27 protein-coding genes and 1 pseudogene are annotated in these 24,120 nt (G+C 65.6%); 22 read left to right on the top strand and 6 right to left on the bottom strand.

Annotation, left to right across the window (positions count from 1 at the left end):
- On the bottom strand, positions 1 to 465 hold the full coding sequence (locus ACNJYB_RS32035) for a (2Fe-2S)-binding protein (protein ID WP_439370505.1): 465 nt from the start codon (positions 463 to 465) through the stop codon (positions 1 to 3).
- Between the two features lie 32 nt (positions 466 to 497).
- On the opposite strand from ACNJYB_RS32035, the gene ACNJYB_RS32030 reads away from it, so the two are divergent.
- The gene (locus ACNJYB_RS32030) at positions 498 to 899 is read left to right on the top strand and encodes a hypothetical protein (protein ID WP_439375802.1); all 402 of its coding nucleotides are present in this window, start codon (positions 498 to 500) and stop codon (positions 897 to 899) included.
- A 54-nt stretch (positions 900 to 953) separates the two neighbouring features.
- Here the strand turns inward: ACNJYB_RS32030 and ACNJYB_RS32025 are convergent.
- Positions 954 to 1,458, bottom strand: a pseudogene (locus tag ACNJYB_RS32025) (methyl-accepting chemotaxis protein); the annotation flags it as partial.
- A gap of 218 nt (positions 1,459 to 1,676) precedes the next feature.
- Here ACNJYB_RS32025 and ACNJYB_RS32020 point away from each other — a divergent pair.
- From ACNJYB_RS32020 to ACNJYB_RS31990, 7 genes are all read left to right on the top strand, one after another.
- Positions 1,677 to 2,423: a YebC/PmpR family DNA-binding transcriptional regulator gene (locus ACNJYB_RS32020; RefSeq protein WP_439370504.1), complete on the top strand. Its 747-nt coding sequence runs from the start codon at positions 1,677 to 1,679 to the stop codon at positions 2,421 to 2,423.
- 80 nt (positions 2,424 to 2,503) lie between these two features.
- Positions 2,504 to 3,031: a crossover junction endodeoxyribonuclease RuvC gene (gene ruvC, locus ACNJYB_RS32015; protein WP_439370503.1), complete on the top strand. Its 528-nt coding sequence runs from the start codon at positions 2,504 to 2,506 to the stop codon at positions 3,029 to 3,031.
- Positions 3,028 to 3,645 carry a Holliday junction branch migration protein RuvA gene (gene ruvA / locus ACNJYB_RS32010; protein ID WP_439370502.1) on the top strand — a complete coding sequence of 206 codons (618 nt, stop codon included), beginning with the start codon at positions 3,028 to 3,030 and terminating at the stop codon, positions 3,643 to 3,645. Before ruvC ends, ruvA begins: the two co-directional genes overlap by 4 nt.
- A gap of 20 nt (positions 3,646 to 3,665) precedes the next feature.
- Positions 3,666 to 4,697 (top strand): Holliday junction branch migration DNA helicase RuvB, encoded by a 1,032-nt coding sequence (ruvB, locus tag ACNJYB_RS32005; protein WP_439375697.1) that lies wholly within the window; start codon positions 3,666 to 3,668, stop codon positions 4,695 to 4,697.
- A gap of 129 nt (positions 4,698 to 4,826) precedes the next feature.
- Positions 4,827 to 5,744, top strand: coding sequence for a metallophosphoesterase (locus tag ACNJYB_RS32000; RefSeq protein WP_439370501.1), 918 nt, complete (start codon positions 4,827 to 4,829; stop codon positions 5,742 to 5,744).
- A gap of 67 nt (positions 5,745 to 5,811) precedes the next feature.
- On the top strand, positions 5,812 to 6,261 hold the full coding sequence (gene ybgC, locus ACNJYB_RS31995) for a tol-pal system-associated acyl-CoA thioesterase (RefSeq protein WP_439370500.1): 450 nt from the start codon (positions 5,812 to 5,814) through the stop codon (positions 6,259 to 6,261).
- 95 nt (positions 6,262 to 6,356) lie between these two features.
- Entirely contained in the window at positions 6,357 to 6,824 is a 468-nt protein-coding gene (locus ACNJYB_RS31990; RefSeq protein WP_439370499.1) for a DUF1348 family protein, read from the top strand.
- Between the two features lie 4 nt (positions 6,825 to 6,828).
- Here ACNJYB_RS31990 and ACNJYB_RS31985 read toward each other — a convergent pair whose 3' ends face one another.
- The 3 genes from ACNJYB_RS31985 to ACNJYB_RS31975 all read right to left on the bottom strand — a co-directional run bounded on the left by ACNJYB_RS31985 (position 6,829) and on the right by ACNJYB_RS31975 (position 8,784).
- The gene (locus ACNJYB_RS31985) at positions 6,829 to 7,005 is read right to left on the bottom strand and encodes a hypothetical protein (protein WP_439370498.1); all 177 of its coding nucleotides are present in this window, start codon (positions 7,003 to 7,005) and stop codon (positions 6,829 to 6,831) included.
- 111 nt (positions 7,006 to 7,116) lie between these two features.
- Positions 7,117 to 7,830 carry a type 1 glutamine amidotransferase gene (locus tag ACNJYB_RS31980; RefSeq protein ID WP_439370497.1) on the bottom strand — a complete coding sequence of 238 codons (714 nt, stop codon included), beginning with the start codon at positions 7,828 to 7,830 and terminating at the stop codon, positions 7,117 to 7,119.
- A 27-nt stretch (positions 7,831 to 7,857) separates the two neighbouring features.
- Positions 7,858 to 8,784, bottom strand: coding sequence for a LysR family transcriptional regulator (locus tag ACNJYB_RS31975; RefSeq protein WP_439375696.1), 927 nt, complete (start codon positions 8,782 to 8,784; stop codon positions 7,858 to 7,860).
- A gap of 184 nt (positions 8,785 to 8,968) precedes the next feature.
- Here ACNJYB_RS31975 and ACNJYB_RS31970 point away from each other — a divergent pair, with 184 nt between their 5' ends.
- From ACNJYB_RS31970 to ACNJYB_RS31930, 9 genes are all read left to right on the top strand, one after another.
- On the top strand, positions 8,969 to 9,892 hold the full coding sequence (locus ACNJYB_RS31970; RefSeq protein ID WP_439375695.1) for an N-carbamoyl-D-amino-acid hydrolase: 924 nt from the start codon (positions 8,969 to 8,971) through the stop codon (positions 9,890 to 9,892).
- A 48-nt stretch (positions 9,893 to 9,940) separates the two neighbouring features.
- A complete protein-coding gene (locus tag ACNJYB_RS31965; protein ID WP_439370496.1) occupies positions 9,941 to 10,768 on the top strand; it encodes an ABC transporter substrate-binding protein in 828 nt (275 codons plus the stop codon).
- On the top strand, positions 10,765 to 11,622 hold the full coding sequence (locus ACNJYB_RS31960) for an amino acid ABC transporter permease (protein ID WP_439370495.1): 858 nt from the start codon (positions 10,765 to 10,767) through the stop codon (positions 11,620 to 11,622). The genes ACNJYB_RS31965 and ACNJYB_RS31960 overlap by 4 nt, the downstream gene beginning before the upstream one ends.
- Positions 11,619 to 12,383, top strand: a complete 765-nt coding sequence (locus ACNJYB_RS31955; RefSeq protein WP_439370494.1) for an amino acid ABC transporter ATP-binding protein — start codon at positions 11,619 to 11,621, stop codon at positions 12,381 to 12,383. The genes ACNJYB_RS31960 and ACNJYB_RS31955 overlap by 4 nt, the downstream gene beginning before the upstream one ends.
- A 16-nt stretch (positions 12,384 to 12,399) precedes the next feature.
- On the top strand, positions 12,400 to 13,215 hold the full coding sequence (locus ACNJYB_RS31950) for an ABC transporter substrate-binding protein (RefSeq protein WP_439370493.1): 816 nt from the start codon (positions 12,400 to 12,402) through the stop codon (positions 13,213 to 13,215).
- Positions 13,202 to 14,086 (top strand): polysaccharide deacetylase family protein, encoded by an 885-nt coding sequence (locus tag ACNJYB_RS31945; protein ID WP_439370492.1) that lies wholly within the window; start codon positions 13,202 to 13,204, stop codon positions 14,084 to 14,086. The genes ACNJYB_RS31950 and ACNJYB_RS31945 overlap by 14 nt, the downstream gene beginning before the upstream one ends.
- An 8-nt stretch (positions 14,087 to 14,094) precedes the next feature.
- Positions 14,095 to 14,751, top strand: coding sequence for an aspartate/glutamate racemase family protein (locus tag ACNJYB_RS31940; protein ID WP_439370491.1), 657 nt, complete (start codon positions 14,095 to 14,097; stop codon positions 14,749 to 14,751).
- A gap of 222 nt (positions 14,752 to 14,973) precedes the next feature.
- A complete protein-coding gene (locus ACNJYB_RS31935) occupies positions 14,974 to 16,557 on the top strand; it encodes an ABC transporter substrate-binding protein (protein ID WP_439370490.1) in 1,584 nt (527 codons plus the stop codon).
- The gene (locus ACNJYB_RS31930; RefSeq protein ID WP_439370489.1) at positions 16,554 to 17,927 is read left to right on the top strand and encodes an amidohydrolase family protein; all 1,374 of its coding nucleotides are present in this window, start codon (positions 16,554 to 16,556) and stop codon (positions 17,925 to 17,927) included. Before ACNJYB_RS31935 ends, ACNJYB_RS31930 begins: the two co-directional genes overlap by 4 nt.
- Before the next feature lie 93 nt (positions 17,928 to 18,020).
- Here ACNJYB_RS31930 and ACNJYB_RS31925 read toward each other — a convergent pair whose 3' ends face one another.
- Complete coding sequence (locus ACNJYB_RS31925; RefSeq protein ID WP_439370488.1) at positions 18,021 to 18,920, bottom strand: LysR substrate-binding domain-containing protein; 900 nt, start codon at positions 18,918 to 18,920, stop codon at positions 18,021 to 18,023.
- Positions 18,921 to 19,194: 274 nt separating this feature from the next.
- Here ACNJYB_RS31925 and ACNJYB_RS31920 point away from each other — a divergent pair, with 274 nt between their 5' ends.
- From ACNJYB_RS31920 to ACNJYB_RS31900, 5 genes are read left to right on the top strand one after another with little or no spacing between them, the layout of a single operon-like run.
- Entirely contained in the window at positions 19,195 to 20,229 is a 1,035-nt protein-coding gene (locus tag ACNJYB_RS31920; protein ID WP_439370487.1) for an ABC transporter substrate-binding protein, read from the top strand.
- A gap of 23 nt (positions 20,230 to 20,252) precedes the next feature.
- The gene (locus ACNJYB_RS31915; RefSeq protein WP_439370486.1) at positions 20,253 to 21,293 is read left to right on the top strand and encodes an ABC transporter ATP-binding protein; all 1,041 of its coding nucleotides are present in this window, start codon (positions 20,253 to 20,255) and stop codon (positions 21,291 to 21,293) included.
- On the top strand, positions 21,290 to 22,165 hold the full coding sequence (locus ACNJYB_RS31910; RefSeq protein ID WP_439370485.1) for an ABC transporter permease: 876 nt from the start codon (positions 21,290 to 21,292) through the stop codon (positions 22,163 to 22,165). Before ACNJYB_RS31915 ends, ACNJYB_RS31910 begins: the two co-directional genes overlap by 4 nt.
- A complete protein-coding gene (locus ACNJYB_RS31905; protein ID WP_439370484.1) occupies positions 22,162 to 22,968 on the top strand; it encodes an ABC transporter permease in 807 nt (268 codons plus the stop codon). Before ACNJYB_RS31910 ends, ACNJYB_RS31905 begins: the two co-directional genes overlap by 4 nt.
- Positions 22,969 to 22,976: 8 nt before the next feature.
- A complete protein-coding gene (locus ACNJYB_RS31900; protein ID WP_439370483.1) occupies positions 22,977 to 24,113 on the top strand; it encodes an NAD(P)/FAD-dependent oxidoreductase in 1,137 nt (378 codons plus the stop codon).
- Positions 24,114 to 24,120: the final 7 nt, after the last annotated feature.

Raw genomic sequence — 24,120 nt, 5'->3', positions numbered from 1 at the left:
TCACGACTGCTTGCCGTTGGCGGCGTGCTTGATGGCCTCGCGGATGCGGACATAGGTGCCGCAGCGGCAGATGTTGCCGGCCATCGCGGCGTCGATGTCGGAATCGTCGGGGTTTGGCGTCGTCGCCAGCAGTGCGGCCGCCGCCATGATCTGGCCGGACTGGCAATAGCCGCACTGGACCACCTCGGCCTCCAGCCAGGCCTTCTGCACCTTCGCGCCCGCAGGCGTGCTGCCGACATGTTCGATGGTGGTGATGGCGCGGTTCGCGACCGCGCTCACCGGCAGCACGCAGGAACGCACCGCCTTGCCGTCGACATGCACCGTGCACGCGCCGCACTGCGCGATGCCGCAGCCGAACTTGGTGCCGGTCATGCCGAGGATGTCGCGCAGCACCCACAGCAAGGGCATTTCAGGTGGTGCGTCGAACGATTTCGTTTCCCCGTTGATGGTGAGAACAGTTGCCATGTGCATCCCCTTGCTCGACGAGCGCTTGCGGCGTGGCCGATTTGCGCGCGACCATAATCATATCGATGCGAAGCGAAGAAGCATCGAAATTTCCGGCAATGCATATTTGCGCGATCGAAGCGTCAGGCCATGACGTTCACGAATTTGTGCGGCAATCATCGCGGCGTTTTTGGGTTAAAAGATATGATAATCGTCATATTTTGACGCATTTCGCCGCAAGCGCCCCCGATCGTCGCAAATCGTCGTGCGAATGTGCAAAGCCGTGCGATGACGAAATTCGTGCGATTGGAAAAGTCGGCGGCCGCCAGGAAGTCACCTGCGATAGCTCTATCTTGCTAGAGAAGACGGCGATGAGAATTGGTTATTTCGGAATAATAGCATTATGCCCCTGTTTTGCCCGACGAGTCAAAGCGCGCCACGGCATGTCGGCATAAGCCATTGCTTCCGCACACCCCGCCTACTGTGCATGGGGTTGTTTTCGAACTCTTGGTCGAGTTGAGCGCGAGCGGCGTCGTCTGCCGCGCGATCTGCGCGATCAGATTGACGACGTTGCCGATCGCGGCGGAGGACTCGCGCAGGCGGTCGACATTGGCGCGCGCTTCCTGCGGCGCTGGCGTCGTCGGCGAGCTTGCCGGCCGCGCGGACCTGCGCCCCGATGCCTTGCGCCGACTGGGCGAACTTGTCGGCGGCGTGGGCGAAGGTGGATGCGGTCGACTGGGCGGCGTTGGTGGGACCTGTCAGGGCGTTGGTGCGGTCGCGAATGGCGGCCAGCCTCACCGCCATCGCCTCGGCGCCGCCGGCCATCGAATTGGGGCGCGCTCGAGCTGGCGGATCATGGCCCCGAGCTCGAGTTCCAGCGGTTCCAGGACGTCCCTGGCCGAATCGCCCTCATTGGCCGGAACGGGCTCGGAAATGGCCGCCGGCTGCGCAGCTGCGGGGGGCCGCCGGCGCAGCCATATCCGGCCGACGCTTCCGAAACAGTCCGAATGCCATCAGGTATCTCTTGCCGGGGGGCGGGCGGACGCTATTTTCGCAGGCCAGGATGAAATCAGGGTTAACAATGCCCGACCTCTGGGCACGGACCATTCCGCCGGCTAACTTCACAGTGCTAGCTTGACGCGTCAGGGCCCTTTGATTCCGCTGGGTTGGCGGCCTATAAGGCCGCGCTTCCCACGCTCACCTTTGGCTGACTATTCCTCAAGAGACCACGCATGGCCGGACATTCCCAATTCAAGAACATCATGCACCGCAAGGGGCGGCAGGATGCGCAAAAGTCGAAACTGTTCGGCAAGCTGGCGCGGGAAATCACCGTCGCCGCCAAGCTGGGGACGCCCGACCCCGCCATGAACCCGCGCCTGCGCGCCGCCGTGATCGCCGCACGCCAGGAGAACATGCCGAAGGACAATATCGAGCGCGCCATCAAGAAGGCGGCCGGCAATGACGGCGAGAACTATGACGAGATCCGCTACGAGGGCTATGGCCCGGGCGGCGTCGCAGTCATCGTCGAGGCGCTGACCGACAACCGCAACCGCGCGGCCTCGGACATCCGCTCCTTCTTCACCAAGTCCGGCGGAAATCTCGGCGAAACCGGCTCGGTCTCGTTCATGTTCGACCGCACCGGCATCATCGAATATGACCGCAGCGTCGCCTCCGACGACGCGGTGCTGGATGCCGCGATCGACGCCGGCGCCGACGACGTGATCTCCGGCGAAGGCGGCCACGAGATCTATGCCTCGACCGAAAGCTATCGCGACGTCGCCAAGGCGCTGGAAGCCAAGTTCGGCGAGCCGCGCAAGGCCGCGCTGATCTGGAAGCCGCAGAATACGGTGTCGGTCGACGACGAAACCGGCGAGAAGCTGCTCAAGCTGATGGACCTGCTCAACGAGCACGACGACGTCCAGAACGTCTACGCCAATTTCGAGGTGTCGGACGCGCTGATGGCGAAGATGGGCGGGTAGGGGCACGAAGGCTCCACTTCCCCTGTTACTTCCGTTCTGTTTCTGTTTCCCCCGCCGCGGCCAGCCGCTATCACTGGCCCATGACTGCGCTTCCGATTCGTGGCCCCGTTCGCATCATCGGCATCGACCCCGGCCTGCGCCGCACCGGCTGGGGCGTGATCGAGGCTGAGGGCAACCGCCTGGTCTACGTCGCCTGCGGCTCGGTGGAACCGCCGGACGATCTGCCGCTGTCGAGCCGGCTGCTCGCGATCCACGAAGGTCTCGCGTCCGTCCTGTCCAGCCACCAGCCGATCGAAGCCGCGGTCGAGCAGACTTTCGTCAACAAGGACGGCGTTGCGACGCTCAAGCTCGGCCAGGCCCGCGGGGTCGCCATGCTGGCGCCCGCAATGTTCGGCATCAGTGTTGCCGAGTACGCGCCGAACCAGGTCAAGAAGACGGTGGTCGGCGCCGGCCACGCCGACAAGCAACAGATCGCGATGATGCTGAAGATATTGCTGCCCAAAGCCGAGCCGCCGTCGGCGGATGCCGCCGACGCGCTCGCCATCGCCGTCACCCACGCCCATCACCGCCAGGGCAGGGCGCTCAGGCTGAAGGTGGCGGGGTTATGATCGGCAAGCTCAAGGGCCTGATCGACTCCTACGGCGAGGACTTCGTCATCCTCGACGTCGGCGGCGTCGGTTACCAGGTGCACTGCTCGTCGCGCACGCTGCAGCATCTGCCTTCGCCCGGCGAAGCCGCCGTGCTGTCGATCGAGACTTACGTCCGCGAGGACCAAATAAAACTGTTCGGCTTCCGCACCGACCAGGAGCGCGAATGGTTTCGCCTGCTCCAGACCGTACAGGGCGTCGGCGCCAAGGTCGCGCTCGCGGTGCTCGGCACGCTGGCGCCGGGCGATCTCGCCAATGCCATCGCGCTGCGCGACAAGGCGGCGGTGTCGCGCACGCCCGGGGTCGGCCCCAAGGTCGCCGAGCGCATTGTCACCGAATTGAAGGACAAGGCGCCGGCCTTCGCCAGTGTCGATCCGGCCGTCGTGCATCTCGCCGGCGCCGTCGACGACCAGCGCGCGCCGCGCCCGGTTGCCGATGCGATCTCCGCGCTGGTCAATCTGGGCTACGGCCAGCCGCAGGCGGCTGCCGCGATTGCATCGGCCTCGCGCAGCGCGGGTGAAGGCGCCGAAACGGCGCAGCTCATCCGGCTCGGCCTGAAGGAACTGGCGAAGTGAGCGATCCCAAGGCCAACCGCATGGTCTCGCCCGAGCGCCGCAGCGACGATGTCGGCGACACCGCGCTGCGTCCGCAATCGCTGTCCGATTTCGTCGGCCAGCAGCAGGCGCGCAAGAACCTGTCGATCTTCATCGAGGCGGCGCGCAAGCGCGGCGAGGCGCTGGATCACGTGCTGTTCGTCGGTCCCCCCGGCCTCGGCAAGACCACGCTGGCGCAGATCGTGGCGAAAGAGCTCGGCGTCGGCTTTCGTGCCACCTCGGGTCCCGTGATCGCCAAGGCCGGCGATCTCGCGGCGCTCCTCACCAACCTGGAAGAGCGCGATGTGCTCTTCATCGACGAGATCCATCGCCTGAGCCCCGCGGTCGAAGAGGTGCTCTATCCCGCGATGGAGGATTTTCAGCTCGACCTCATCATCGGCGAGGGCCCGGCGGCGCGCTCGGTGAAGATCGAGCTGTCGAAATTCACGCTGGTCGGTGCCACCACGCGCGCCGGTCTTCTTACGAATCCCCTGCGCGACCGCTTCGGCATTCCGGTCCGGCTCAATTTCTACACCATCGAGGAACTCGAGAGCATCGTCAGCCGCGGGGCGCGCGTGCTCAATGTCGGCATGAGCGCGGATGGCGCCAACGAGATCGCGCGCCGCGCCCGCGGCACGCCGCGCATCGCCGGGCGCCTGCTCCGCCGTGTCCGCGACTTTGCCTCGGCGGCGAATGCTGACACGATCGACCGCAAGATCGCCGATCACGCGCTGAGCGCGCTCGAGGTCGACGCCGCGGGCCTCGATGCCATGGACCGCCGCTATCTCTCGACCATCGCGCTCAACTATGGCGGCGGCCCGGTCGGTGTCGAGACCATGGCCGCGGCGCTGTCCGAGCCGCGCGATGCGATCGAGGACATCATCGAGCCCTATCTGATCCAGTGCGGCTATCTCCAGCGCACCCCGCGCGGCCGGCTGCTCACCTCGCACGCCTTCCACCACCTCGGTCTCGCCGAGCCGAATCGCGATGCGGCACAGTTCGGCCTGTTCGGCACCGACGAAAGTGACGACTGATCTGCTGAAACGTTCGCCGTTCCGGTTTTGATGAATTTCCGGTAATCTCGTGCAGAAGGTCTGCACGAGCGCACCCCAATTCCGCTCCAATCGGGACGCATCAAGAAGCTGCATGACCATTGGGCTTCCATGATCACACGGCGTCATTTCATCCGCTCCATCGGCGGCCTGTCTGCCCTCGGCGTTTCGACCGCTGCCTACGGCTTCGGGATCGAGCCGGTGCTGCGGCTCCGCGTCACCCGGTATCATCCGACCCCGCGACAATGGCCGGCGGATTTTCCGCTGAAGATTGCCGCGATCGCTGACATCCATGCCTGCGATCCCTGGATGTCGCTGGAGCGGATCGAGAGCATCGTCGATCGCACCAATGCGCTCGAGCCCGACCTCATCGTGCTGCTCGGCGATTATGTCGCCGGCCTTCACCACGTCACGCGCATCATCCCTTCGAGCGAATGGGCGAGGGTGCTTTCGGGCCTGAAAGCGCCCCTCGGCGTCCACGCCGTCATGGGCAATCACGACTATTGGGTCGACAGGGCCGTGCAGCAGGCGGGCCATGGGCCGACGGTCGCGCACCGCGCGCTGGAGGCGGCCGGCATTCCCGTCTACGAGAACGACGCCGTGCGCCTTACCAAGGACGGTCGCCCGTTCTGGCTCGCCGGCCTCGGCGATCAGCTCGCCTTCCTGCCGGCGCGGCGCTTCCGCACCACGGGGCGCTTCGGTGCCGACGATCTCACCGCAACGCTCGCCAAGGTCAGCGACGACGCGCCAGTGATCCTGCTCGCGCACGAGCCTGGCATCGCGACTCGCGTGCCCGCGCGCGTCGCGCTGCAACTGTCCGGCCACACCCATGGCGGCCAGGTCCGCCTGCTCGGCTGGTCGCCGGCCGTTCCGAAGCAGCAGGGCATCAGGCTGGCGTATGGTCACGTCAGGCTCAAATGCGACGTCATCATCTCCGGCGGCCTCGGCTGCAGCCTCATGCCCGTCCGCGTCGGCGTGCCGCCGGAGATCGTCGAGGTGACGCTGGGGCGGGCGCCGGTTGTGTCCTAATACGCTTGCGCGGACCAAGGTTTTTGCGCAAAACGGGCCGACAGCGACAAGCCAAGAGGCTCGCGACGTGACTGCCCATCTCGACGGCGAGATCCGCGACGGCCGCCATTACATGCAGGTCCGCGTCTACTACGAGGACACGGATTTTTCCGGCATCGTCTATCACGCCAATTATCTGCGCTACATGGAGCGCGGCCGGACCAATCATCTCAGGCTGATGGGCGCCGAGCAGCAGGCGCTGTTCGAGCAGGTGGAGACGGAAGGCGCGGGCTTTGCCTTCGTCGTGCGTTCGATGCATCTCGATTTCCTCAAGCCGGCGCGGATGGACGACGTGCTCGACGTCGTGACCTGGCGGATCGCGGTGAAGGGCGCCTCCATCATGCTGGCGCAGGAGGTGCGGCGGGGCGAGGACGTGCTGGTGAAGGCCGAGGTGCGCGTCGCCTTCATCAGCGGCGGCCGCGCCCAGCCGATCCCGAAGTCGATCCGCACCTTGATGAAGGCCGATCTGATTTCCTGATCGCCCGATAAGTGATCGGCCGATATGAGATGGCCTATCGACTCCGTCAATCGCAGCGATAGATTTGCGGCCCCGACCAAACCGATGAGGCCATCATGTCGCGCCCGCCGTTACCGCCCTTTACCCGAGAGACCGCCGCGCAGAAGGCGCGCATGGCAGAGGACGCCTGGAATTCGCGCGATCCGGTGCGGGTCTCGCTCGCCTATACCGAGGACAGTCGCTGGCGTAACCGCTCCGAGGTGTTCCAGGGCCGCGAGGCCATCGTCGCCTTCCTCACCCGCAAATGGGAGAAGGAGCAGGACTACCGCCTGATCAAGGATCTCTGGGCCTTTGACGGCAACCGCATCGCGGTGCGTTTCCAGTACGAATGGCACGACGCGAACGGCCAGTGGTATCGCTCCTACGGAAACGAGCAGTGGGAGTTCGACGAGCACGGCCTGATGAAGCGCCGCGAGGCCTCGATCAACGATATCATGATTGCGGAGAAGGACCGCCGCTTTCATTGGGCCGCGCCCGGGCCGCGTCCGGCCGATGTGCCGGGCCTGGGAACGGATCCGTTCTGATTATCTAACCGCCCTCACTGCTCTTGGCTCTCGCTTTTGGGAGGTCCTCCCAGAACCACATGCAGCCTAGCGCCGTCACGAAACCGGCGGCCATTAACATCCAGCCCTTCCACGCGAGCCCGAAGAACAGGAGATATACCAGAGCCACCAGCCCTACGACGAACAGGGCGAGTGCAAACATCAGGCTTATCGTGCGACGACTTGGGCTCATTCCCCATCCCGCCTCAGGCGCCGAGGACATTATGCCCTATCAATGGGGACACTCAAGGGGAGAGAGCTATGAAGTGTGCAACTAACGCGCCGCGCGCTGTGTCAGAAACCTCGTGATCGCCCCGCCGAGCTTTGCACTATCCATCGGCTCTGCCAGCGACACTCTCGCCGTCGCCACGACATCCTCCGGTGCCTTGCCGTCGCGCAGGTCGCAGCAGACTTGCGCGAACTCTACATCGAATTCCGGGTGCGGCTGCACGGTCAGCGTTGCGCCGTTGGCGTAGAGCAGGCCGGCATGCGGAGTGAACTCGGAAGAGAGGATTGTCAGCGCATCGCTTGGCGGCTCGATCACCTGGTCCTGATGTGAGGCGGCGATCGCCACCGCTTCGCCGTCGACGACGCCGTTCTCCGGCAACACCTGGTAGACGTGCCGCCCGATGCCCCAGCCCTTCTCGGATTTGCGCACGGTGCCGCCGAGCGCCTGCGCGATCAGTTGATGGCCGAAGCAGACGCCGACCATCGGTGTCTTGTTCGTGTAGGCCTTGCGGACGAAGTCCTCCAGCGGCACGATCCAGTCGAGCCCATCATAGACGCCGGCGGCTGCGCCCGTGATCAGCACGGCTTCGACCTTGCCGGGGTCGGGAAGCGCGTCGCCATTCGGAATGCTGACGACCTCGATCGCCGCCGTCGGATCCTCGCTACGGATCATCCGCTCGAACATGTCCGGAAACGAGCCGTGCCGCTCGCGATATTTTGGCGGGACCTGCCCCGTCTCGATGATGGTGATGCGTGCCATGTGCCCCCGGGTCGAAGGTTGCGCAGCTCAGTCGCTTTCTGCCCCATGTTGCTGGTGTGGCGCTGCACGCTCCAGCAGCGCGCTTTCCTTGCGCACTTCGTTGAGGAAAGCCTTGGCGAGGCGCGACAGCGGCTCGGCCTCCGACCATAGCATATAGGCGACGGCGCTGGTTGTCGGCGCAAACGGCCGCACGACGAGGCCGCTGCCGCCGTTCTGGCGTGGCGAGAACGGGTCGACCACCGCGGCGCCGACGCCGGCGGCAGCGAGCACGCAGGCCGTGTTGCAGTAGCGTACCTCGACGGTCGGCCGGAATGGCGCGCCAGCACGGGCAAAACTGTCGCGCACGGCTTCGCCCAGCCGCGTACCGCGCTCGAGCCCGATGAAGGGCAGGCCGGACAGATCGGCGGCCGAGATCACCTGCTGGTCGGCGAGCTTGTGCTGCGGCGGCAGCACGCAGACCATCTCGCCGGTGTGCACGATCTCATGCGCGATGCCCGGATGATGGGTCAGCCCGAGCGCGAAGCCGAGCTCGGCGACACGGCTGAGCACGCCCTCGATGATGCCCTCATAGCGCCGCACGTCGAAAAAGACGCGCGTCTCCGGGCGGCGGCGCAAAAAGCCCGACAGCGCGGACGGAATGATGCTGTAGGCGAGCGGCGGGGTTGCCACGATCGCAAGATGCCCGGAGCGGTTCTCGCGCAGATCGCGCACGCGGCTCTCGAGCTTGGCATGCAGTGCGAAGATCGCTTCGCTCTCCTTGTAGAGCGCCATCGCTTCCGCGGTCGGAAACAGCCGGTTGTTGACGCGCTCGAAAAGTGCAAAGCCCGCCTGCGCTTCCATCGTCTTCAAGGCATTGCTGATCGCGGGCTGCGACAGCGCCAGTTCGTCCGCCGCCGCCACCGTGGTGCGGTGGCGGATGACGGCACGCAGGATCTCGAGCTGGCGCAGGTTCATATCACTGCCGATTATACTCTGGGCCAAAACATCATAGCAGAACGAATTGATTTTGCAGCCCCGCTCACCCGTAATGGCAGCGGATTTGCGCGTCGCATCAATGGGTTCATTCGCCCATCGAGGCAGCACTGCGCACAGATTGGAGGCAATCTTGGTTCGTGTCCTTCGCGCCGCCGCCGCCCAGATGGGGCCGACGCAAAAAGCAGACTCGCGCGAGCACACGCTGGCGCGGATGCTGGCATTGCTGGAGGAGGCCGCCGGCCGCGGCGCCAGCCTCGTGGTGTTCCCCGAGCTTGCCTTCACCACCTTCTTCCCGCGCTGGCTGCTGGAAGGCGAGGAGCTCGACCAGTATTTCGAGCGCGGCATGCCGAACCCGGCGGTGGCAAAGCTGTTCGACCGCGCACGCGCGCTGCGCGTCGGCTTCTATGTCGGCTATGCCGAGCTGACGCCGGACGGCCGCCGCTACAATTGCGCCGTCCTGGTCGATCGCGACGGCGAGATTCTCGGCCGCTATCGCAAGGTGCATCTGCCCGGCTCGGTCGAGCCGCGCGAGGGCGCGCGCTACCAGCAGCTCGAGAAGCGCTATTTCGAATATGGCGACCTCGGCTTTCCCGCCTTCCGCGCCGGCTCGGCCTGGGCTCACGCCATCATGGGCATGATGATCTGCAACGATCGCCGCTGGCCGGAATCCTGGCGCGTGCTCGGCCTGCAGGGCGTCGAGCTCGTCTGCATCGGCTATAATTCGGCGGCCTACGATCCCAATGGCGGCACGACGGAAGACGGAGCCTTGCGCACCTTCCACTCGACGCTGGTGACACAGGCCAACGCCTACATGAACGCGACCTGGGCGATCTCGGTGGCGAAGGCGGGCGAGGAGGATGGCTCCGGGCTGATCGGCGGCTCCTGCATCGTCGATCCCAATGGGCGCATCGTCGCACAGGCGCAGACGCTCGCGGACGAGGTGATCGTCGCCGACATCGATCTCGATCTCTGCCGCCAGGGCAAGGACAAGATGTTCAACTTCGCCGCCCACCGGCGGCCGGAGCAATACCGGGTGATCACCGAACGCGCCGGCGTGATCGAGCCGGCCGTTCTCGATGCCGACTGACTTTGGCACGGCGCTGGCAAAGGAGCTGACATGGGCAAGGAAGTTGACATGACACGCCTCTCATTTTCTCTCGCTGTTGCCGCGCTGGCCGCGGTGACCTCCGCACAAGCCGCCGAGCTGCCGGCCGAGATCAAGCAGGCTGGCGCGCTGAAACTCACGGTCAACTCCACCTACGCGCCGATGGAATATCGCGATCCCGCGACCAACGAGCTGGTCGGGCTCGACATCGATCTCGCAAACGAGCTCGCCAAGCGGCTCGGCGGCCTCAAGATCGTCTGGAGCGAGACGCCGTTCGCCGAGCTGATCCCCTCGCTCCAGACCAAGCGCGCCGATTTCATCATCTCCGGTATCTCCGATCGCGCCTCGCGGCGAGAGACCGCCGATTTCGTCGATTACCTCGCGACCGGTCCGCAGTTTTTCGTGATGGCGGACAACGCCGCCAAGGAGGCGACCGATCTCTGCGGCAAGAAGGTCGGCACCACCCGCAGCACCAGCTTCCCGGCCGAGATCGAGAAGTGGAGCAAGCAGAATTGCGAGCCGGCCGGCAAACCGGCGATCCAGTACGTTCCGGGCGAGAACTCGATCGACGTCCGCAACCAGCTCAAGCAGGGCCGCATCGATGCCGCCGTGCAGGGCAGCGAGACGCTGCCTTATGCGCAATCCCAGGAGCCCGGCAAATACCGCATCGTCGGCGAGGCCTTCGCGAGGGGCTATCAGGGCATCATGTTCCGCAAGGACGACGCGGCGTTGCGCGAGGTGGTGACGGAGAAGCTCGCGGCGATGATCGCCGACGGCTCCTACAAGGCCATTCTCGACAAATGGGGCCTTGGCGCCAACGCGGTTGCGCAGCCCATGCTGAACGCGGCGCCGCAATGAAGCCGACGCCGGCTCTCGCGGAGGGATTTCCCGATCTGTCGGGCATGCGGATCGCGCGCGAGCCGCACTGGTTTCGCTGGATCAGCGCGGCCCTGATCGTCCTCGTGCTGGCGGCGATCGTGCGCGCGTTTGCGAACGGCCAGATCGAGTGGTCCTATGTCAGCCGCTTCCTGACCGTGAAGGTCATCCTCGAAGGCATCGTCAACACCATGGTGATGGCAGTGCTGGCAATGATGCTCGGCATCTTTCTCGGTATCGTCGTCGCTATCATGCGGCTGTCGCCCAATCCGGTGCTGAAGTCGGTGGCCGCCGGCTACACCTGGCTGTTCCGCGGCACGCCGCTGATCCTGCAATTGCTGCTGTGGTTCAACCTCGCGCTGGTGTTTCCGACCATCGGCATTCCCGGCCTGTGGAGCGCGCGGGCCGTCGACGTCATGACGCCGTTCCTCGCGGCGCTGCTCGGGCTCGGCATCAACCAGGGCGCCTATACTTCGGAAGTGATGCGCGCCGGCATGCTGTCGGTCGACGTCGGACAATATGAGGCGGCGCAGGCAATCGGCATGGGACGGCTGCGCGCGCTGCGCCGGATTGTGCTGCCGCAGGCGATGCGGGTGGTGATCCCGCCGCTCGGCAACGAGTTCATCGGCATGGTGAAGGCGACATCGCTTGCGAGCGTGATCCAGTATCCGGAGCTGCTGCACAACGCAGAGAACATCTATTACGCCAACTCCCGCGTCATCGAGCTCCTGATCGTCGCCGGGCTCTGGTATCTGCTCGTGGTCTCGATCCTGACCCCGCTGCAGATGCTGCTGGAGCGCCGCTTTGCGCGCGGCACATTGCGGCTCGCGCGATGACAAAACCCCTCGTCGCGATCCGCTCTGTCAGCAAGAATTTTGGAGAGTTCCAGGCTCTGAAGAATGTCTCGCTCGACGTCTGGCCCGGCGAGGTGATGTGCCTGATCGGCGCCTCCGGCTCCGGCAAGACCACGCTGCTCCGCTGCATCAACCAGCTCGCGACGATCGATGCCGGCGGCATCTGGCTCGACGGCGAGCTGCTGGGCGTGCGTGAGCACGGTGGGAAGCTTCACCGCCTCTCCGAGCGCGAGATCGGGCGGCAGCGGCTGAAGACCGGCATGGTGTTCCAGCGCTTCAACCTGTTTCCGCACAAGACTGCGCTCGAGAACATCACCGAAGGCCCGACCCAGGTGCAAGGCCGCAAGCCAGAAGAGGTGCGCACTGAGGCGCTCGAGCTGCTCCGTCGCGTCGGGCTGGCGGCCAAGGCGGACTCATACCCGGCGCAGCTTTCCGGCGGGCAGCAGCAGCGCGTCGCGATTGCGCGGGCGCTCGCCCTGAAGCCGATGCTGATGCTGTTCGATGAGCCGACCAGCGCGCTCGATCCCGAGCTGGTCGGCGAGGTGCTCGCGGTCATGAAGGAGCTGGCGAAGAGCGGCATGACCATGATGGTGGTGACGCACGAGCTCGGCTTCGCGCGCGAGGTCGCCGACCGCGTCGTCTACATGGACCAGGGCGCGATCATCGAGCAGGGCCGCGCCTCGGACGTGTTGGGTGCGCCGCGCGAGGAGCGCACCAAGGCATTTCTTTCGGCTGTGATCTGACATTGGGGGTGTGGTGATGAAGCGGATTTTGGTTGCGGCGGCGTTCCTCGGCGCCATGAGCGCATCGGTGACGGCGATCGAGCTGCCGCCTGATATTGCCAAGCGGGGCAGCCTCAAGGTGGCGCTGGTGCCGAACTATCCGCCGATGGAGTTCCGCGATCCCGCCACCAACGCGCTGTCCGGATTCGACATCGATCTCGGCGAGGCGATCGGCCGCAAGCTCGGCGTCAAGATCGAATGGACCGAGACCAGCTTTGCCGAATTCATGCCGTCGATTTCGACGGGGCGGGTGGATGCCATCCTGTCCGGCTTCACCGACTATGCGAACCGGCACGAGATCGCGTCGTTCGTCGATTATCTGCGCAGCGGTCCAAAATTCTTCGTGCAGCAGTCCCGCGCGTCCGAGTTCAAGGACATGGCTGCGCTGTGCGGCAAGAAGGTCGGCGCCAGCCGCCGGACCATGTTTCCGGCCGAGATCGACAAGTGGAGCCAGAAGAACTGCGGCGGCAATCCGGTCCAGATCGTCGGCACCGACGGATCGGCCGATGCGCGCACGCAGCTCAGGCAGGGGCGTATCGATGCCGCCGTGCAGGGCAACGAGACGCTGCCCTATCTGATGGATCTCGAGCCGGGCACCTATGCGCCGGTCGGCGTCCCCTTCGCGTCGCAGTTCACGGGCATTGCGCTGCCGGTCAAGGAAAAGGCACTTCAGCAGGCCATCCTCGAAGCCGTCGATGCGTTGATCGCCGACGGCACCTACAAGACCCTGCTGGCCAAGTGGAAACTCAATGACAACGGATTAGAGAAGGCGACCATCAATGCTGGACAGTAAGGCACTCAAGAGCATCCCGCTGGTCCCGGCCAACACCGCGGATCCCGCGCCGGAATATCCCTGGCCGAAGCCGTACAAGTCGGCGATGTTCCTGTCGTTCGACGTGGACGCCGAAAGCGCCTGGACCAGCAAGGACGCAGGTCATGCGCAGCGGCTCATCACCATGAGCTATGGCGGCTATGAGGCGCGTGTCGGCACGCCGAAGCTCTTGGAGCTGCTCGACCAGCTCGATCTCAAGGCGACCTTCTTCGTCACGGGCTGGTCGGTTGACGCACATCCCGCGATGGCCGAATCGATTCTGAAGGCCGGCCACGAGATTGGCCATCACGGCTATCACCATCTCTTGCCCGATCCCGGCGATCCCTGGATCGAGGAGGAGCTGGAGCGCGGCTTCGAGGCGCTGAAGCGCCGGCTCGGTGTCAAGCCGACCGGCTATCGCGCGCCTTACGGCGAGTTCACCGAGGAGCTGCGCGTTGCGCTGGTGCGCCACGGCATTGTCTACACGTCCTCGTTCCGCGACGACGTCAGGCCCTATCGCCATCGCCTCGCCGACGGCAAGCCCGGCACGATCGAGCTGCCGGTGACTGCGAGCTATGACGACTGGATGCACGGCCTCTCTGCCCGCTTCAGCCCGCGCTCGATCTTCCCCAAGGAGCATGTGCTCTCGATGTGGAAAGACGAGCTGGACGAGGTCCGCGACTGGGGTGCGATGGTGACGACGGTGCTGCATCCGCAATGCAGCGGCCGTCCGATGCGGCTGCGCCTGCTGCGTGAGTTCCTCACCTACGCCAAGTCGTGCCCCGATGTCTGGATCACGACGGGCGAGAAGATCGCGGAAAACTTCCTGCGCCACGAAGCGTCCAACCGCTGAGCCAAGCCATGACCCATCGCCGCATCCTCGTCATCAACCCCAACTCGTCGGCGTCGGTGACGGCGGCGATCGACGACGCGGTCGCGCCACTGCGTATCGCCGGCGGGCCTGACATCGAGGTGGTCGGCCTTGCCGAGGGCCCGCCGGGCATCAACTCGCAGCGCGACGCCGACAGCGTCGTCATGCCGCTGGTGAACCGCGTGTCGCGCGACGATGCAGATGCGTTCGTGCTCGCCTGCTTCAGCGATCCCGGCCTGCATGCGGTACGCGAGGCGGCCGCTGGCCGTCCTGTCATGGGCATCGCCGAATGCGCCATCTTCCGCGCGCTGATGCTGGGCGAGCGCTTCGGCGTCATTGCACTGTCGCCGTCGAGCATCCGCCGCCAGCAGCGCATGGCGCGCGTGATGGGTGTCGACAGCCGCTATGCCGGAAGCTGGTCGGTCGGCGCGAGTGCGGCCGAGACGGCAGGTGCCGACATCCGCGGCCGCCTGATTGACGCCGGCCGCGCACTCGTCACGCAATGCCGCGCCGATGTCGTGGTCATGGGCTGCGCCGGCATGGCCTCGCACCGCGCGGCCATCGCGCAGGCGATCGGCGTGCCCGTGGTCGAGCCGGCGCAGCAGGCGGTCGCGGCTGCCATCGGCGCGGTCTTGTTGAACACGTAAGTACCAATGGTGCATTCTGGTGGTTTGATATCGCTCGGGCGGCCTACTCGCTGCACCTCTCCCGCTTGCGGGAGAGGTCGGCGCGTAGCGCCGGGTGAGGGCTTTCTCCTCTTGGGGACTGTTCCGTTGCGGAAAAACCCTCTCCCCAACCCTCCCCCGCAGACGGGGGAGGGAGCAGACCGTCAACGCCGCTGCATATCACCGCACTAGGAGCCTCTTGTCATGCTCATCTCCCGCCGTTCGCTCCTCAAGGCCGCCGCAGCCGTGCCGGCGCTGTCGCTGCCGGGCATCGTCCGCGCTGAATCGCAATCCACGCTGCGCTTCATCCCCGTCATCGACCTCGCCTTCATCGATCCCATCTACTCGACCGCGCAGGTCTCGCGAAACCACGGCTTTATGGTCTACGACACGCTCTACGGCATGAGTTCGTCGCTCCAGGTCTCGCCGCAGATGCTGTCGGGTCACGCCATCTCCGGTGACCAGCTCCAGTGGGACCTCACCTTGCGCGACGGCTTGTTCTGGCACGATGGCGAGCGCGTGCTCGCGCGCGACTGCGTCGCCAGCATCCGCCGCTGGGCGGCGCGCGACGGCTTTGGCGGTGAACTACTCGAAGCGACTGCGGAGCTTTCGGCCGCCGGCGACCGCACCATCCGCTTCCGTCTCAAGCGACCGTTCCCGCTGCTGCCGCAGGCGCTCGGCAAGGCCGCGATCAACGCCTGCTTCATGATGCCGGAGCGGCTGGCGAGCCAGGACCCGTTCAAGCCGCTCACCGAGGTCATCGGCAGCGGCCCGTTCCGCTATCTTGCCGACGAGCGCGTGCAGGGCGCGCGCAACGCCTACGCCAGGTTCGAGCGCTACCAGCCGCGCACGGACGGCAAGCCGGATTGGACCGCCGGGCCGAAGATTGTCCATTACGATCGCGTGGTCTGGACCACCACGCCCGATGCAGGCACCGGCGTCGCCGCGCTCCAGACCGGCGAGCAAGACTGGCAGGAGACCACGCCGCACGATCTGTTGCCGGTGATCAAGGCCGCAGGCGACATCGAGACGCGCATCCTCGACCCCGGAGGCTATGCCTGCATGCTGCGCCTCAACCATCTGCAGCCGCCGTTCGACAATCCCGCCATCCGCCGCGCGCTGCTCGGCGCGATCGACCAGTCCGCGTTCATGACCGCGGTTGCCGGCACCGACCCGGCCTTCCAGGTCTCGCCGATCGGCTATTTCGCACCTGGCACGCCGATGGCGAGCGACGGCGGCCTCGACGTATTCCGCGGCCCGCGCAACTACGACAAGGTCAACGCGGATCTGAAGGCCGCCGGCTACAACGGCGAGAAGATCGTGCTGCTCGTCCCCACCAACTCGCTGGCGCAGAAGCCGCTCGGCCAGATCGCGGTCGATAGCTTGCGCAAGGCCGGCATGAATGTCGAATATGCCGGGCTCGATTTCGCTGTGGTGTTGCAGCGCCAGCTCAAAAAAGACCCGATCGGACAGGGCGGTTGGAGCGCAGCCGTCGGCAACTGGCAGGGCATCGACTGGCTGAACCCGGCCGGCAACACCAACATCCGCGGCGAAGGCAAGGTCGCCGGCTGGTATGCGAGCACGAAGATGGGCGAGTTGCGCAGCCAGTGGCTGGCAGCCTCGGAGCTCGCCGAGCAGCAGCGCATCTGCCGCGAGATCCAGGCGGTGGCGTTCGAGGAGATCCCCTATATTCCGATCGGCCTGTACAAGCAGCCGACTGCCTATCGCAAAGCCATCACCGGGATTCTCGACGGCACCGCCGTGTTCTGGAACGTACGCCCCGCATGAGCACCACAGCAATCTTCGGCAGCTATGTGCTGTCACGGAAAGACGGCGCGCAGGACGTGCTGCGCGACCATTGGGTTCTGGTCGAAGGCAAGAGGATCGCCGCGGTCACGCGCGACAAGCCGAGTGCCGATCAGGTCTACGACCGTCCCGGCCGCTTGGTGCTGCCGGGCCTGCTCAACCTGCACAATCACTGCTTCTCAGAAGCGGTGGCGCGCAGCCACACCGAGGACGGCAACGGCCGCAAGAACAACCAGAGCATCGTCTACACGGTGCTGCTGCCGCTCACCAAGCGTGGCGCCGATATCCTGTCGGCGGAGGAGCGCCTCGCAGTGGCGCGGCTCGGCATCCTCCAGCTCCTCAAGGGCGGCGCCACCACGGTGATGGAGCCGTTCCGCAACTCGATCCCGGAAATGTTCGACGCCGCCGAGGAGATGGGCATACGCTTTTACGGCGCGCCCTATCTGTTCTCGACGTCGGACGCCAAGGCCGGCCAGGATGGCGTGGTACGCTATTCCGGCGACGACGGCGCCGCCGACATGGCGACGTGGGACGCGCTCTATCACCGCTGGAACAATCGCGGCGACGGTCGCATCTCGCTTGCGATGAGCCCGCACGCCACCGACACCTGCGGTCCTGATCTTCTGAAGGCGTGCGCGACGCGGGCGCGCGAGCTCGGTGTCCCCATCACGACCCACATGGCGCAGAGCCGCGCCGAGGTCGAGACCATCGGCAAGCGCTATGGTGGCCGCACTCCGGCGCAATATCTGGACTGGCTCGGCCTGCTCGCGCCCGATCTGATGGCGGCGCATTGCATGTTCAGCAGTGACGACGATCTCGAGTTGATGGCTGCGCGCGGCATGACCGTGCTGAACTGCCCGCGCGTGTTCGCGCGTGCCGGCATCACCGCCGCCTTCAGCCGCTTCGCCGAGCACGGCGTGCGAACCGTGGTGGGCACCGACGGCTACAACATGGACCTGCTCGGCGAGCTCAATGCGGCGTCGCTGATCTCCAAGATCACCGCGGCGCGCCCCGACGTCGCCAACTCGCCGGAACTGATCGAGGCGAACACGGCGATCGCCGCCGATGTCATCAAGCGCCCCGATCTCGGCCGGATCGAGCCGGGCGCGACCGCCGATCTCACCGTCGTCGATCTCACCCATCCGCATCTCCAGCCGCTGTTCGATCCGCGCCGCGCGCTGATCGCGCTCGCCAACCGCGCCAATATCGATCAGGTCATCGTCGATGGCCGTGTGCTGGTTAACGACGGACGCTATCTCGGCGCCGATGAAGCGGCGATCACGGCGGCCGGCACCGCCGCGATCGGCAAGATCTGGGATTTGCCGGAAGCGCAGGCGGCGTTCAACGGGTGAAGGGCTGCCGGTGCCACGAAGACGGTGCGCTCCCTCTCCCGCTTGCGGGAGAGGTTGCCGCGAGCTTGTAGCTGCACTGTTCAAACCCAAGTCCTAATCCTCAAACTCCAGCAGCGCCTTGCGCATGGTCTCGACCAGGTCGAGCGCCACCGGCGAGGGGCTGCGCTGCGCGGGAAAGACGGCGGAGAATTCGAAATCGATGCGCGGCAGGAAGGGCCGCACGACGACGCCGCGCGTTGCAAATTCCTGCGCGGTGAAGGGATCGCAGATCGAGACCCCGAGCCCCGACGAGACCATGCCGCACATGATCTCCGACAGCGTGGTCTCGACCCTGAGCACGCGGCGGACATCGTGGCGGTGGAAGACCTGATCGACGAGATGCCGGCTCGACGATCCCGCCGACAGCGAGATGAACGTCTCGCCCTCGAAATCGCGCGGTTCCAGCACTTCCTTCTCCGCAAGGTGATGACCGGTCGGCAGCACGGCCACGCGCGCCAGAGCCGGCAGCCGCTGGCTTGGCAAGCCGGAATGCGCGATCGGCACCTCGGCAAAGCCGATGTCGCATTGGTTGTTCAATACCCAATCGACCACGATCGGCGAGATCACGCCGAAGAAGGCGAGGTTGAGATTCGGTCGCTCCATCAGGAAATGTCCGGCAAGGCGGGGCAGGTATCCGTTCGCCAGCGCCGGCAGCGCGGCGATGCGCAACGAGCCGGTGCGGCGTCCCCGGATTTCCTCGGCCGCCGCGGTGATGCGCTCGAGGCCGACGAAGGAGCGCTCCACTTCGGTGTAGAGCGCCATCGCTGCGGCGGTCGGCACAAGGCCGGTGCCGCGCCGCTCGAACAACTCCATTTTCAGCAGCGCCTGGAGGTCGCGCAGCAGCCGGCTCACCGCAGGCTGTGTCACCACCATCAGCTTCGCCGCCTCGGTGACGCTGCCGGTCAGCATCGTCGCCCGGAAGGCCTCCACCTGCCGCGAATTGATCCGCGCCATCCCCAATTCCAATCATAACATTTTGGCATGCAAAGGGTGCCATTATTCATTGGACGATGGAAGTATAGGTTGCGATCTTTTTCATCAGGACTGGGGTCGGCCCGCTTTTTCGGCAGATTGGAGGGGTTCCAACCTCCAGATCGCGCCAAAACCGCCGAATGGGGGCCGGATCCCCGTCGGAAACGGATTGGCGCGGAAGGAAATGCGGAAAGACGCTCCAGCCAGCGAGACTCGTCGGCACGTCACCTCATTCCGGTATTGGAGATCGGTCCATATGAAGACTCTTCGCCTCCTGACAGCGGTCAGCATCGCGGCGCTGGTTGCGGCCCCCTCGGTCGCCTCGGCCCAGCAGAAAACGCTCTATGTCGCCGGCTATGGCGGCTCGTTCGAGAAGACCATCCGCGACGAGGTGATCCCGGCCTTCGAGAAGGCGAACGGTGTCAAGGTCGAATACGTCGCCGGCAATTCCACCGATACGCTGGCGAAACTCCAGGCGCAGAAGGGCAACCAGCAGATCGACGTCGCCATCGTCGACGACGGCCCGATGTACCAGGCGATCCAGCTCGGCTTCTGCGGCAAGCTCGACGGCCTGCCCGCCGATCTCTACGACACCGCGCGCTTCAAGGACGATCGCGCGGTCGCGATCGGCATCGTCGCGACCGGCCTGATGTACAACACCAAGGTGTTCGCCGAGAAAGGCTGGGCGCCGCCGACCTCGTGGAACGATCTGAAGGACACGAAATACGCGAAACAGCTCGTGATCCCGCCGATCAACAACACCTACGGTCTCGAAGCGCTGGTGATGCTGTCGAAGATGAACGGCGGCGGCGAGAGCAATGTCGATTCCGGTTTCAAGATCTTCAAGGAAGAGATCAATCCGAACGTGCTCGCCTATGAGCCGTCGCCCGGCAAGATGACCGAGCTGTTCCAGTCGGGCCAGGCCGTGATCGCGGTGTGGGGCACCGGCCGGGTGCAGAGCCTTGCCAATACCGGCTTCCCCGTCGACTTCGTCTACCCGAAGGAAGGCGCGGCGACGCTGCTGACCACCGCATGCCCGATCACCAAGCCGAATGCCTCGCCGCTCGCCGCGAGCTTCGTCAAGATGCTGCTCGATCCAAAAATCCAGCTCGTGATGCTGAAGGACTATGGCTACGGCCCGGTGCTGAAATCGCTGGTGATCCCGCCCGAGCTCGGCAAGATGGCGCCGATCGGCGAGCGCGCGGCGAAGCTCTACAATCCGGATTGGACCGTGATCAACGAGAAGCGCGAGGAGTGGACCAAGCGCTGGAATCGCGAGGTCGAGCGCTGATCGGCCGCCGCGGAGACAGCGTCATGGTCTATCTCGAGCTCGATCGGGTCGCCAAGCAGTTCGGCGCGCAGACTGTGGTCGACGACTTCAGCCTGTCGGTGAGGAAGGGGGAGTTCATCTCCTTCCTCGGCCCGTCCGGCTGCGGCAAGACCACGACGTTGCAGATGATCGCGGGCTTCCTCGATCCCACGCGCGGCGCGATTCGCCTCGAGGGCAAGGACCTGACCGCGATCCATCCGGCCAAGCGTGGCCTCGGCATCGTGTTCCAGAGCTACGCGCTGTTTCCGCATATGACCGCGGCCGAGAACGTTGCGTTCGGCCTCGAGATGCGTGCCGTGCCGCGCACTGAAAGGGCCGAGCGCGTCCGTGCCGCGCTCGCGATGGTGGGGCTCGCCGGTTATGAGGACCGCCATCCGCGCCGCATGTCCGGCGGCCAGCAGCAGCGCGTGGCGCTGGCGCGGGCGCTGGTGATCAAGCCGAGCGTGCTGCTGCTCGACGAGCCGCTGTCCAATCTCGACGCCAAGCTGCGCGAGGAGATGCAGATCGAGCTGCGCCAGATCCAGCGCACCGTCGGCACCACCACGATCCTGGTCACCCACGACCAGAACGAGGCGATGTCGCTGTCAGACCGCATCGTGGTGATGAGCCAGGGCAAGATCGAGCAGATCGGCACGCCGCAGGAAACCTATGAGAAGCCGGCCTCCGCCTTCGTCTCGCAGTTCTTGGGCAAGACGAACGACTTTGCCGGAACGATCGACCGGACCGTCTCGCTGGCGCAGTTGGTGGCGGGCTCCTGGCGCGCGCCGGCGCCGGCCGGGCTCGGCGGTCCCGTCACCGTCAGCGTTCGCCCCGAGAGAATCGGCTTCGGCGATACAGGGCTCAGCGCAAAAATCATCACGCGCATCTTCCAGGGCAATCACTGGCTGTTCCAGTGCGACAGCGAATGCGGCCCGGCGATCGTGATCCGGCAGAATGACGGCAAGGCGCAGCCGGCCGAAGGCGATGCGGTTCGCCTCACCTGGCGTCCGGAGGACATGAGCGTGCGCGCGAGGGCCGGCGCATGAGCATGGCCGCCGAGGAGCGCAGCGCACGTGCGCCATGGGCGATGACCGCGCCCGCCTTGATGCTGTTCGTCGGCGTGTTGCTGATCCCGCTGGCGATGACGGTGATGCTGTCGTTCCACGATTGGGGCCAGTACAAGGGCATCGAGACGGTCTTCATCCTGAAGAACTGGCACGAGATCGCGACGGACCCCTATTACGCCGAGATGTTCTGGCGGACGTTTCGGATCGCGGTCCTGACGACGCTGCTCACCGCATTGTTGGGTGCGCCCGAAGCCTACATCCTCAACCGCATGAGCGGCCGCTGGAAGAGCTTCTTCCTGCTGGTGATCCTCGGGCCGCTGCTGATCTCCGTCGTCGCGCGCACGCTCGGCTGGGCGCTGCTGTTCGGCGGCAACAAGGGCCTCGTCAACAAGCTGCTTATGTCGCTCGGCGCGATCCGCTCCCCCATTCCCTTCATGTTCACCGAAACCGGCATGGTGGTCGCGCTCGCGCATGTGATGATGCCGTTCATGGTGCTGTCGGTGTGGGCGGCGTTGCAGCGGCTCGATCCGCAGATCGAGAACGCCGCGATGTCGCTCGGCGCCGGACCTTTCACCATCATACGCCGCATCATCATGCCGCAGATCATGCCCGGCGTGCTGTCGGGCGCGATCATCGTGTTCTCGCTGTCGGCCAGCGCCTTCGCGACGCCCGCGATCATCGGTGGCCGCCGGCTCAAGGTCGCGGCGACACTGGCCTATGACGAGTTCCTCAACACGCTGAACTGGCCGCTGGGCGCAGCAGTCGCGACGCTGCTGCTGGTCGCGCTGGTGCTGATCGTCATCGGCAGCAACGCGCTGATCGAGCGCCGCTATGCGGAGGTGTTCCGATGAGCCGGAACGGTCCGCTCGCGCTGATCTTCCACACTGTCTTCGTCATCGTCATGGTGGCGCCGATCCTGGTGGTCTGCCTCGTCGCCTTTACGCCCGAAGGCTTTCTGTCGCTGCCGACCAACGGCTTTTCGCTGCGCTGGTTCAGGACAATCCTGAACTACCCCGAATTCATCCACGCCTTCTGGGTCAGCCTCGGCCTCGGGGCGCTCTCTTCGTTCGTGTCGCTGCTGTTCGCCGTGCCTGCGGCGCTGGCGATCGCGCGCTATCGCTTTCGGGGCCGCGATGCGCTGGCGGCGTTGTTCCTGTCGCCGCTGATGATCCCGCATGTCGTGCTCGGCATCGCCTTCCTGCGCTTCTTCACCTCGGCCGGTCTCGGCGGCAGCTTTGCGGCGCTCATCGTCGCGCATGTCATCATCGTGTTTCCGTTCGCGCTGCGGCTGACGCTGGCAGCCGCAACCGGCATGGACCGCACCGTGGAGATGGCAGCGGTCTCGCTCGGCGCCGGCGGCTGGACGCTGTTCCGCCGCGTGACCCTGCCGCTGATCCTGCCCGGGGTCGTCAGCGGCTGGGCGCTCGCCTTCATCCAGTCTTTCGACGATCTCACCATGACCGTCTTCCTCGCGGCACCCGGCACCGAGACGCTGCCGGTGCGCATGTTCCTTTATATCCAGGACAACATCGATCCGCTGGTGACGTCGGTCTCGGCCTGCGTGATCGCTGTTACCATGTCCGCCCTCATTCTGCTCGACCGCTTCTACGGGCTCGACCGTGTGCTGGCCGGCAAGGGCGATACGGGACGATAGGAGAACCTATGCGAACGGATTACGACGTCGCCGTGGTCGGCGGCGGTCTGCTCGGCTCCGCCATTGCTTGGGGCCTCGGCCGGCTCGGCAGACGCGTCGCCGTGCTCGACGAAGGCGACATCACGAAGCGCGCCTCGCGTGCGAATTTTGCGCTGGTGTGGGTGCAGAGCAAGGGGCTCGGCATGCCCGCCTATACGGTCTGGACCGTGCAGGCCTCGCAGGCATGGGGCCGGCTCGCCTCCGAGCTGAAGCAGCAGACCGGTCTTGACGTTGCCTTGCAGCAGAACGGCGGCTTTCATCTCACCCTCGGCGAGGACGAATTCGGTCAGCGTGCCGAACTGGTCAAGCGCATGCACAACCAGGCCGGTGCGGCGGACTACAAGATGGAGATGCTGCGGCCCTCCGAGGTGAAGAAGGCGCTGCCGCTGATCGGGCCCGAGGTCTCCGGCGGCAGCTATTGCCAGCTCGACGGCCACGTCAATTCGCTGCGCACGTTCCGCGCTTTTCACACCGGCTTCAAGGCGTTCGGCATCGACTATTTTCCGGAGCGTCCGGTCTCGGCGCTAAGCAAGAGCGGCGGCGAATTCCGTCTGACCACGCCCAACGGCGAGCTGCGTGCCGAAAAGATCGTGCTCGCCGCGGGCAATGCCAACCAGGCGCTGGCGCCGATGGTCGGTCTCTACGCGCCGATGGGGCCGACCCGCGGCCAGGTGGTGGTGACCGAGCGCACCATGCCGTTTCTGCCGCATCCGCTGACCACGATCCGCCAGACCGACGAGGGCACGGTGATGATCGGCGACAGCAAGGAGGACGAGCTGGATGATCGCACGCTGAAGCCTTCGATCAGCGGCGTGATGGCCGATCGCGCGCAGCGCATGTTTCCGCATCTGGCGCGGCTCAACGTGGTCAGGAGCTGGTCCGGCATCCGCGTCATGCCGCAGGACGGCTTTCCGATCTACGACCAGTCGGAGACGCATCCCGGCGCCTTCGTGGCCTGCTGCCATTCCGGCGTCACGCTCGCCTCCAACCACGCCTTCGAGATCGCCCGCATGGTGGCGCAGGGCGCGCTCGAGCCCGAGCTGGTCGGCGCGTTCTCGGCCAGCCGCTTTGCTGGCGCAGGCGCTGCCAACAGCAGCGGCTACTAGTGATTTT

It is taken from the genome of Bradyrhizobium sp. SMVTL-02, assembly GCF_051853005.1.
Lineage (GTDB): Bacteria > Pseudomonadota > Alphaproteobacteria > Rhizobiales > Xanthobacteraceae > Bradyrhizobium.
The sequence above is the reverse complement of the archived record's forward strand: the minus strand, read 5'-3'. Positions and strand labels throughout refer to the sequence as shown.

Bases quoted from the DNA above. Each gene is read 5' to 3' on its own strand.
- ACNJYB_RS31935 (WP_439370490.1), top strand. From the start codon at position 14,974: ATGCTCATCTCCCGCCGTTCGCTCCTCAAGGCCGCCGCAGCCGTGCCG.
- ruvC (WP_439370503.1), top strand. From the start codon at position 2,504: ATGACTGCGCTTCCGATTCGTGGCCCCGTTCGCATCATCGGCATCGAC.
- ACNJYB_RS32035 (WP_439370505.1), bottom strand. From the start codon at position 465: ATGGCAACTGTTCTCACCATCAACGGGGAAACGAAATCGTTCGACGCA.
- ACNJYB_RS31975 (WP_439375696.1), bottom strand. From the start codon at position 8,784: ATGAACCTGCGCCAGCTCGAGATCCTGCGTGCCGTCATCCGCCACCGC.
- ACNJYB_RS31910 (WP_439370485.1), top strand. From the start codon at position 21,290: ATGAGCATGGCCGCCGAGGAGCGCAGCGCACGTGCGCCATGGGCGATG.
- ACNJYB_RS32020 (WP_439370504.1), top strand. From the start codon at position 1,677: ATGGCCGGACATTCCCAATTCAAGAACATCATGCACCGCAAGGGGCGG.
- ACNJYB_RS31965 (WP_439370496.1), top strand. From the start codon at position 9,941: ATGACACGCCTCTCATTTTCTCTCGCTGTTGCCGCGCTGGCCGCGGTG.
- ACNJYB_RS31960 (WP_439370495.1), top strand. From the start codon at position 10,765: ATGAAGCCGACGCCGGCTCTCGCGGAGGGATTTCCCGATCTGTCGGGC.
- ACNJYB_RS31980 (WP_439370497.1), bottom strand. From the start codon at position 7,830: ATGGCACGCATCACCATCATCGAGACGGGGCAGGTCCCGCCAAAATAT.
- ACNJYB_RS31900 (WP_439370483.1), top strand. From the start codon at position 22,977: ATGCGAACGGATTACGACGTCGCCGTGGTCGGCGGCGGTCTGCTCGGC.
- ACNJYB_RS31955 (WP_439370494.1), top strand. From the start codon at position 11,619: ATGACAAAACCCCTCGTCGCGATCCGCTCTGTCAGCAAGAATTTTGGA.
- ACNJYB_RS31930 (WP_439370489.1), top strand. From the start codon at position 16,554: ATGAGCACCACAGCAATCTTCGGCAGCTATGTGCTGTCACGGAAAGAC.
- ACNJYB_RS31985 (WP_439370498.1), bottom strand. From the start codon at position 7,005: ATGTTTGCACTCGCCCTGTTCGTCGTAGGGCTGGTGGCTCTGGTATAT.
- ACNJYB_RS31915 (WP_439370486.1), top strand. From the start codon at position 20,253: ATGGTCTATCTCGAGCTCGATCGGGTCGCCAAGCAGTTCGGCGCGCAG.
- ACNJYB_RS31945 (WP_439370492.1), top strand. From the start codon at position 13,202: ATGCTGGACAGTAAGGCACTCAAGAGCATCCCGCTGGTCCCGGCCAAC.
- ACNJYB_RS31940 (WP_439370491.1), top strand. From the start codon at position 14,095: ATGACCCATCGCCGCATCCTCGTCATCAACCCCAACTCGTCGGCGTCG.
- ACNJYB_RS31925 (WP_439370488.1), bottom strand. From the start codon at position 18,920: ATGGCGCGGATCAATTCGCGGCAGGTGGAGGCCTTCCGGGCGACGATG.
- ACNJYB_RS31950 (WP_439370493.1), top strand. From the start codon at position 12,400: ATGAAGCGGATTTTGGTTGCGGCGGCGTTCCTCGGCGCCATGAGCGCA.
- ACNJYB_RS31970 (WP_439375695.1), top strand. From the start codon at position 8,969: ATGGGGCCGACGCAAAAAGCAGACTCGCGCGAGCACACGCTGGCGCGG.
- ruvB (WP_439375697.1), top strand. From the start codon at position 3,666: ATGGTCTCGCCCGAGCGCCGCAGCGACGATGTCGGCGACACCGCGCTG.
- ruvA (WP_439370502.1), top strand. From the start codon at position 3,028: ATGATCGGCAAGCTCAAGGGCCTGATCGACTCCTACGGCGAGGACTTC.
- ACNJYB_RS31990 (WP_439370499.1), top strand. From the start codon at position 6,357: ATGTCGCGCCCGCCGTTACCGCCCTTTACCCGAGAGACCGCCGCGCAG.
- ACNJYB_RS31920 (WP_439370487.1), top strand. From the start codon at position 19,195: ATGAAGACTCTTCGCCTCCTGACAGCGGTCAGCATCGCGGCGCTGGTT.
- ACNJYB_RS32000 (WP_439370501.1), top strand. From the start codon at position 4,827: ATGATCACACGGCGTCATTTCATCCGCTCCATCGGCGGCCTGTCTGCC.
- ACNJYB_RS31905 (WP_439370484.1), top strand. From the start codon at position 22,162: ATGAGCCGGAACGGTCCGCTCGCGCTGATCTTCCACACTGTCTTCGTC.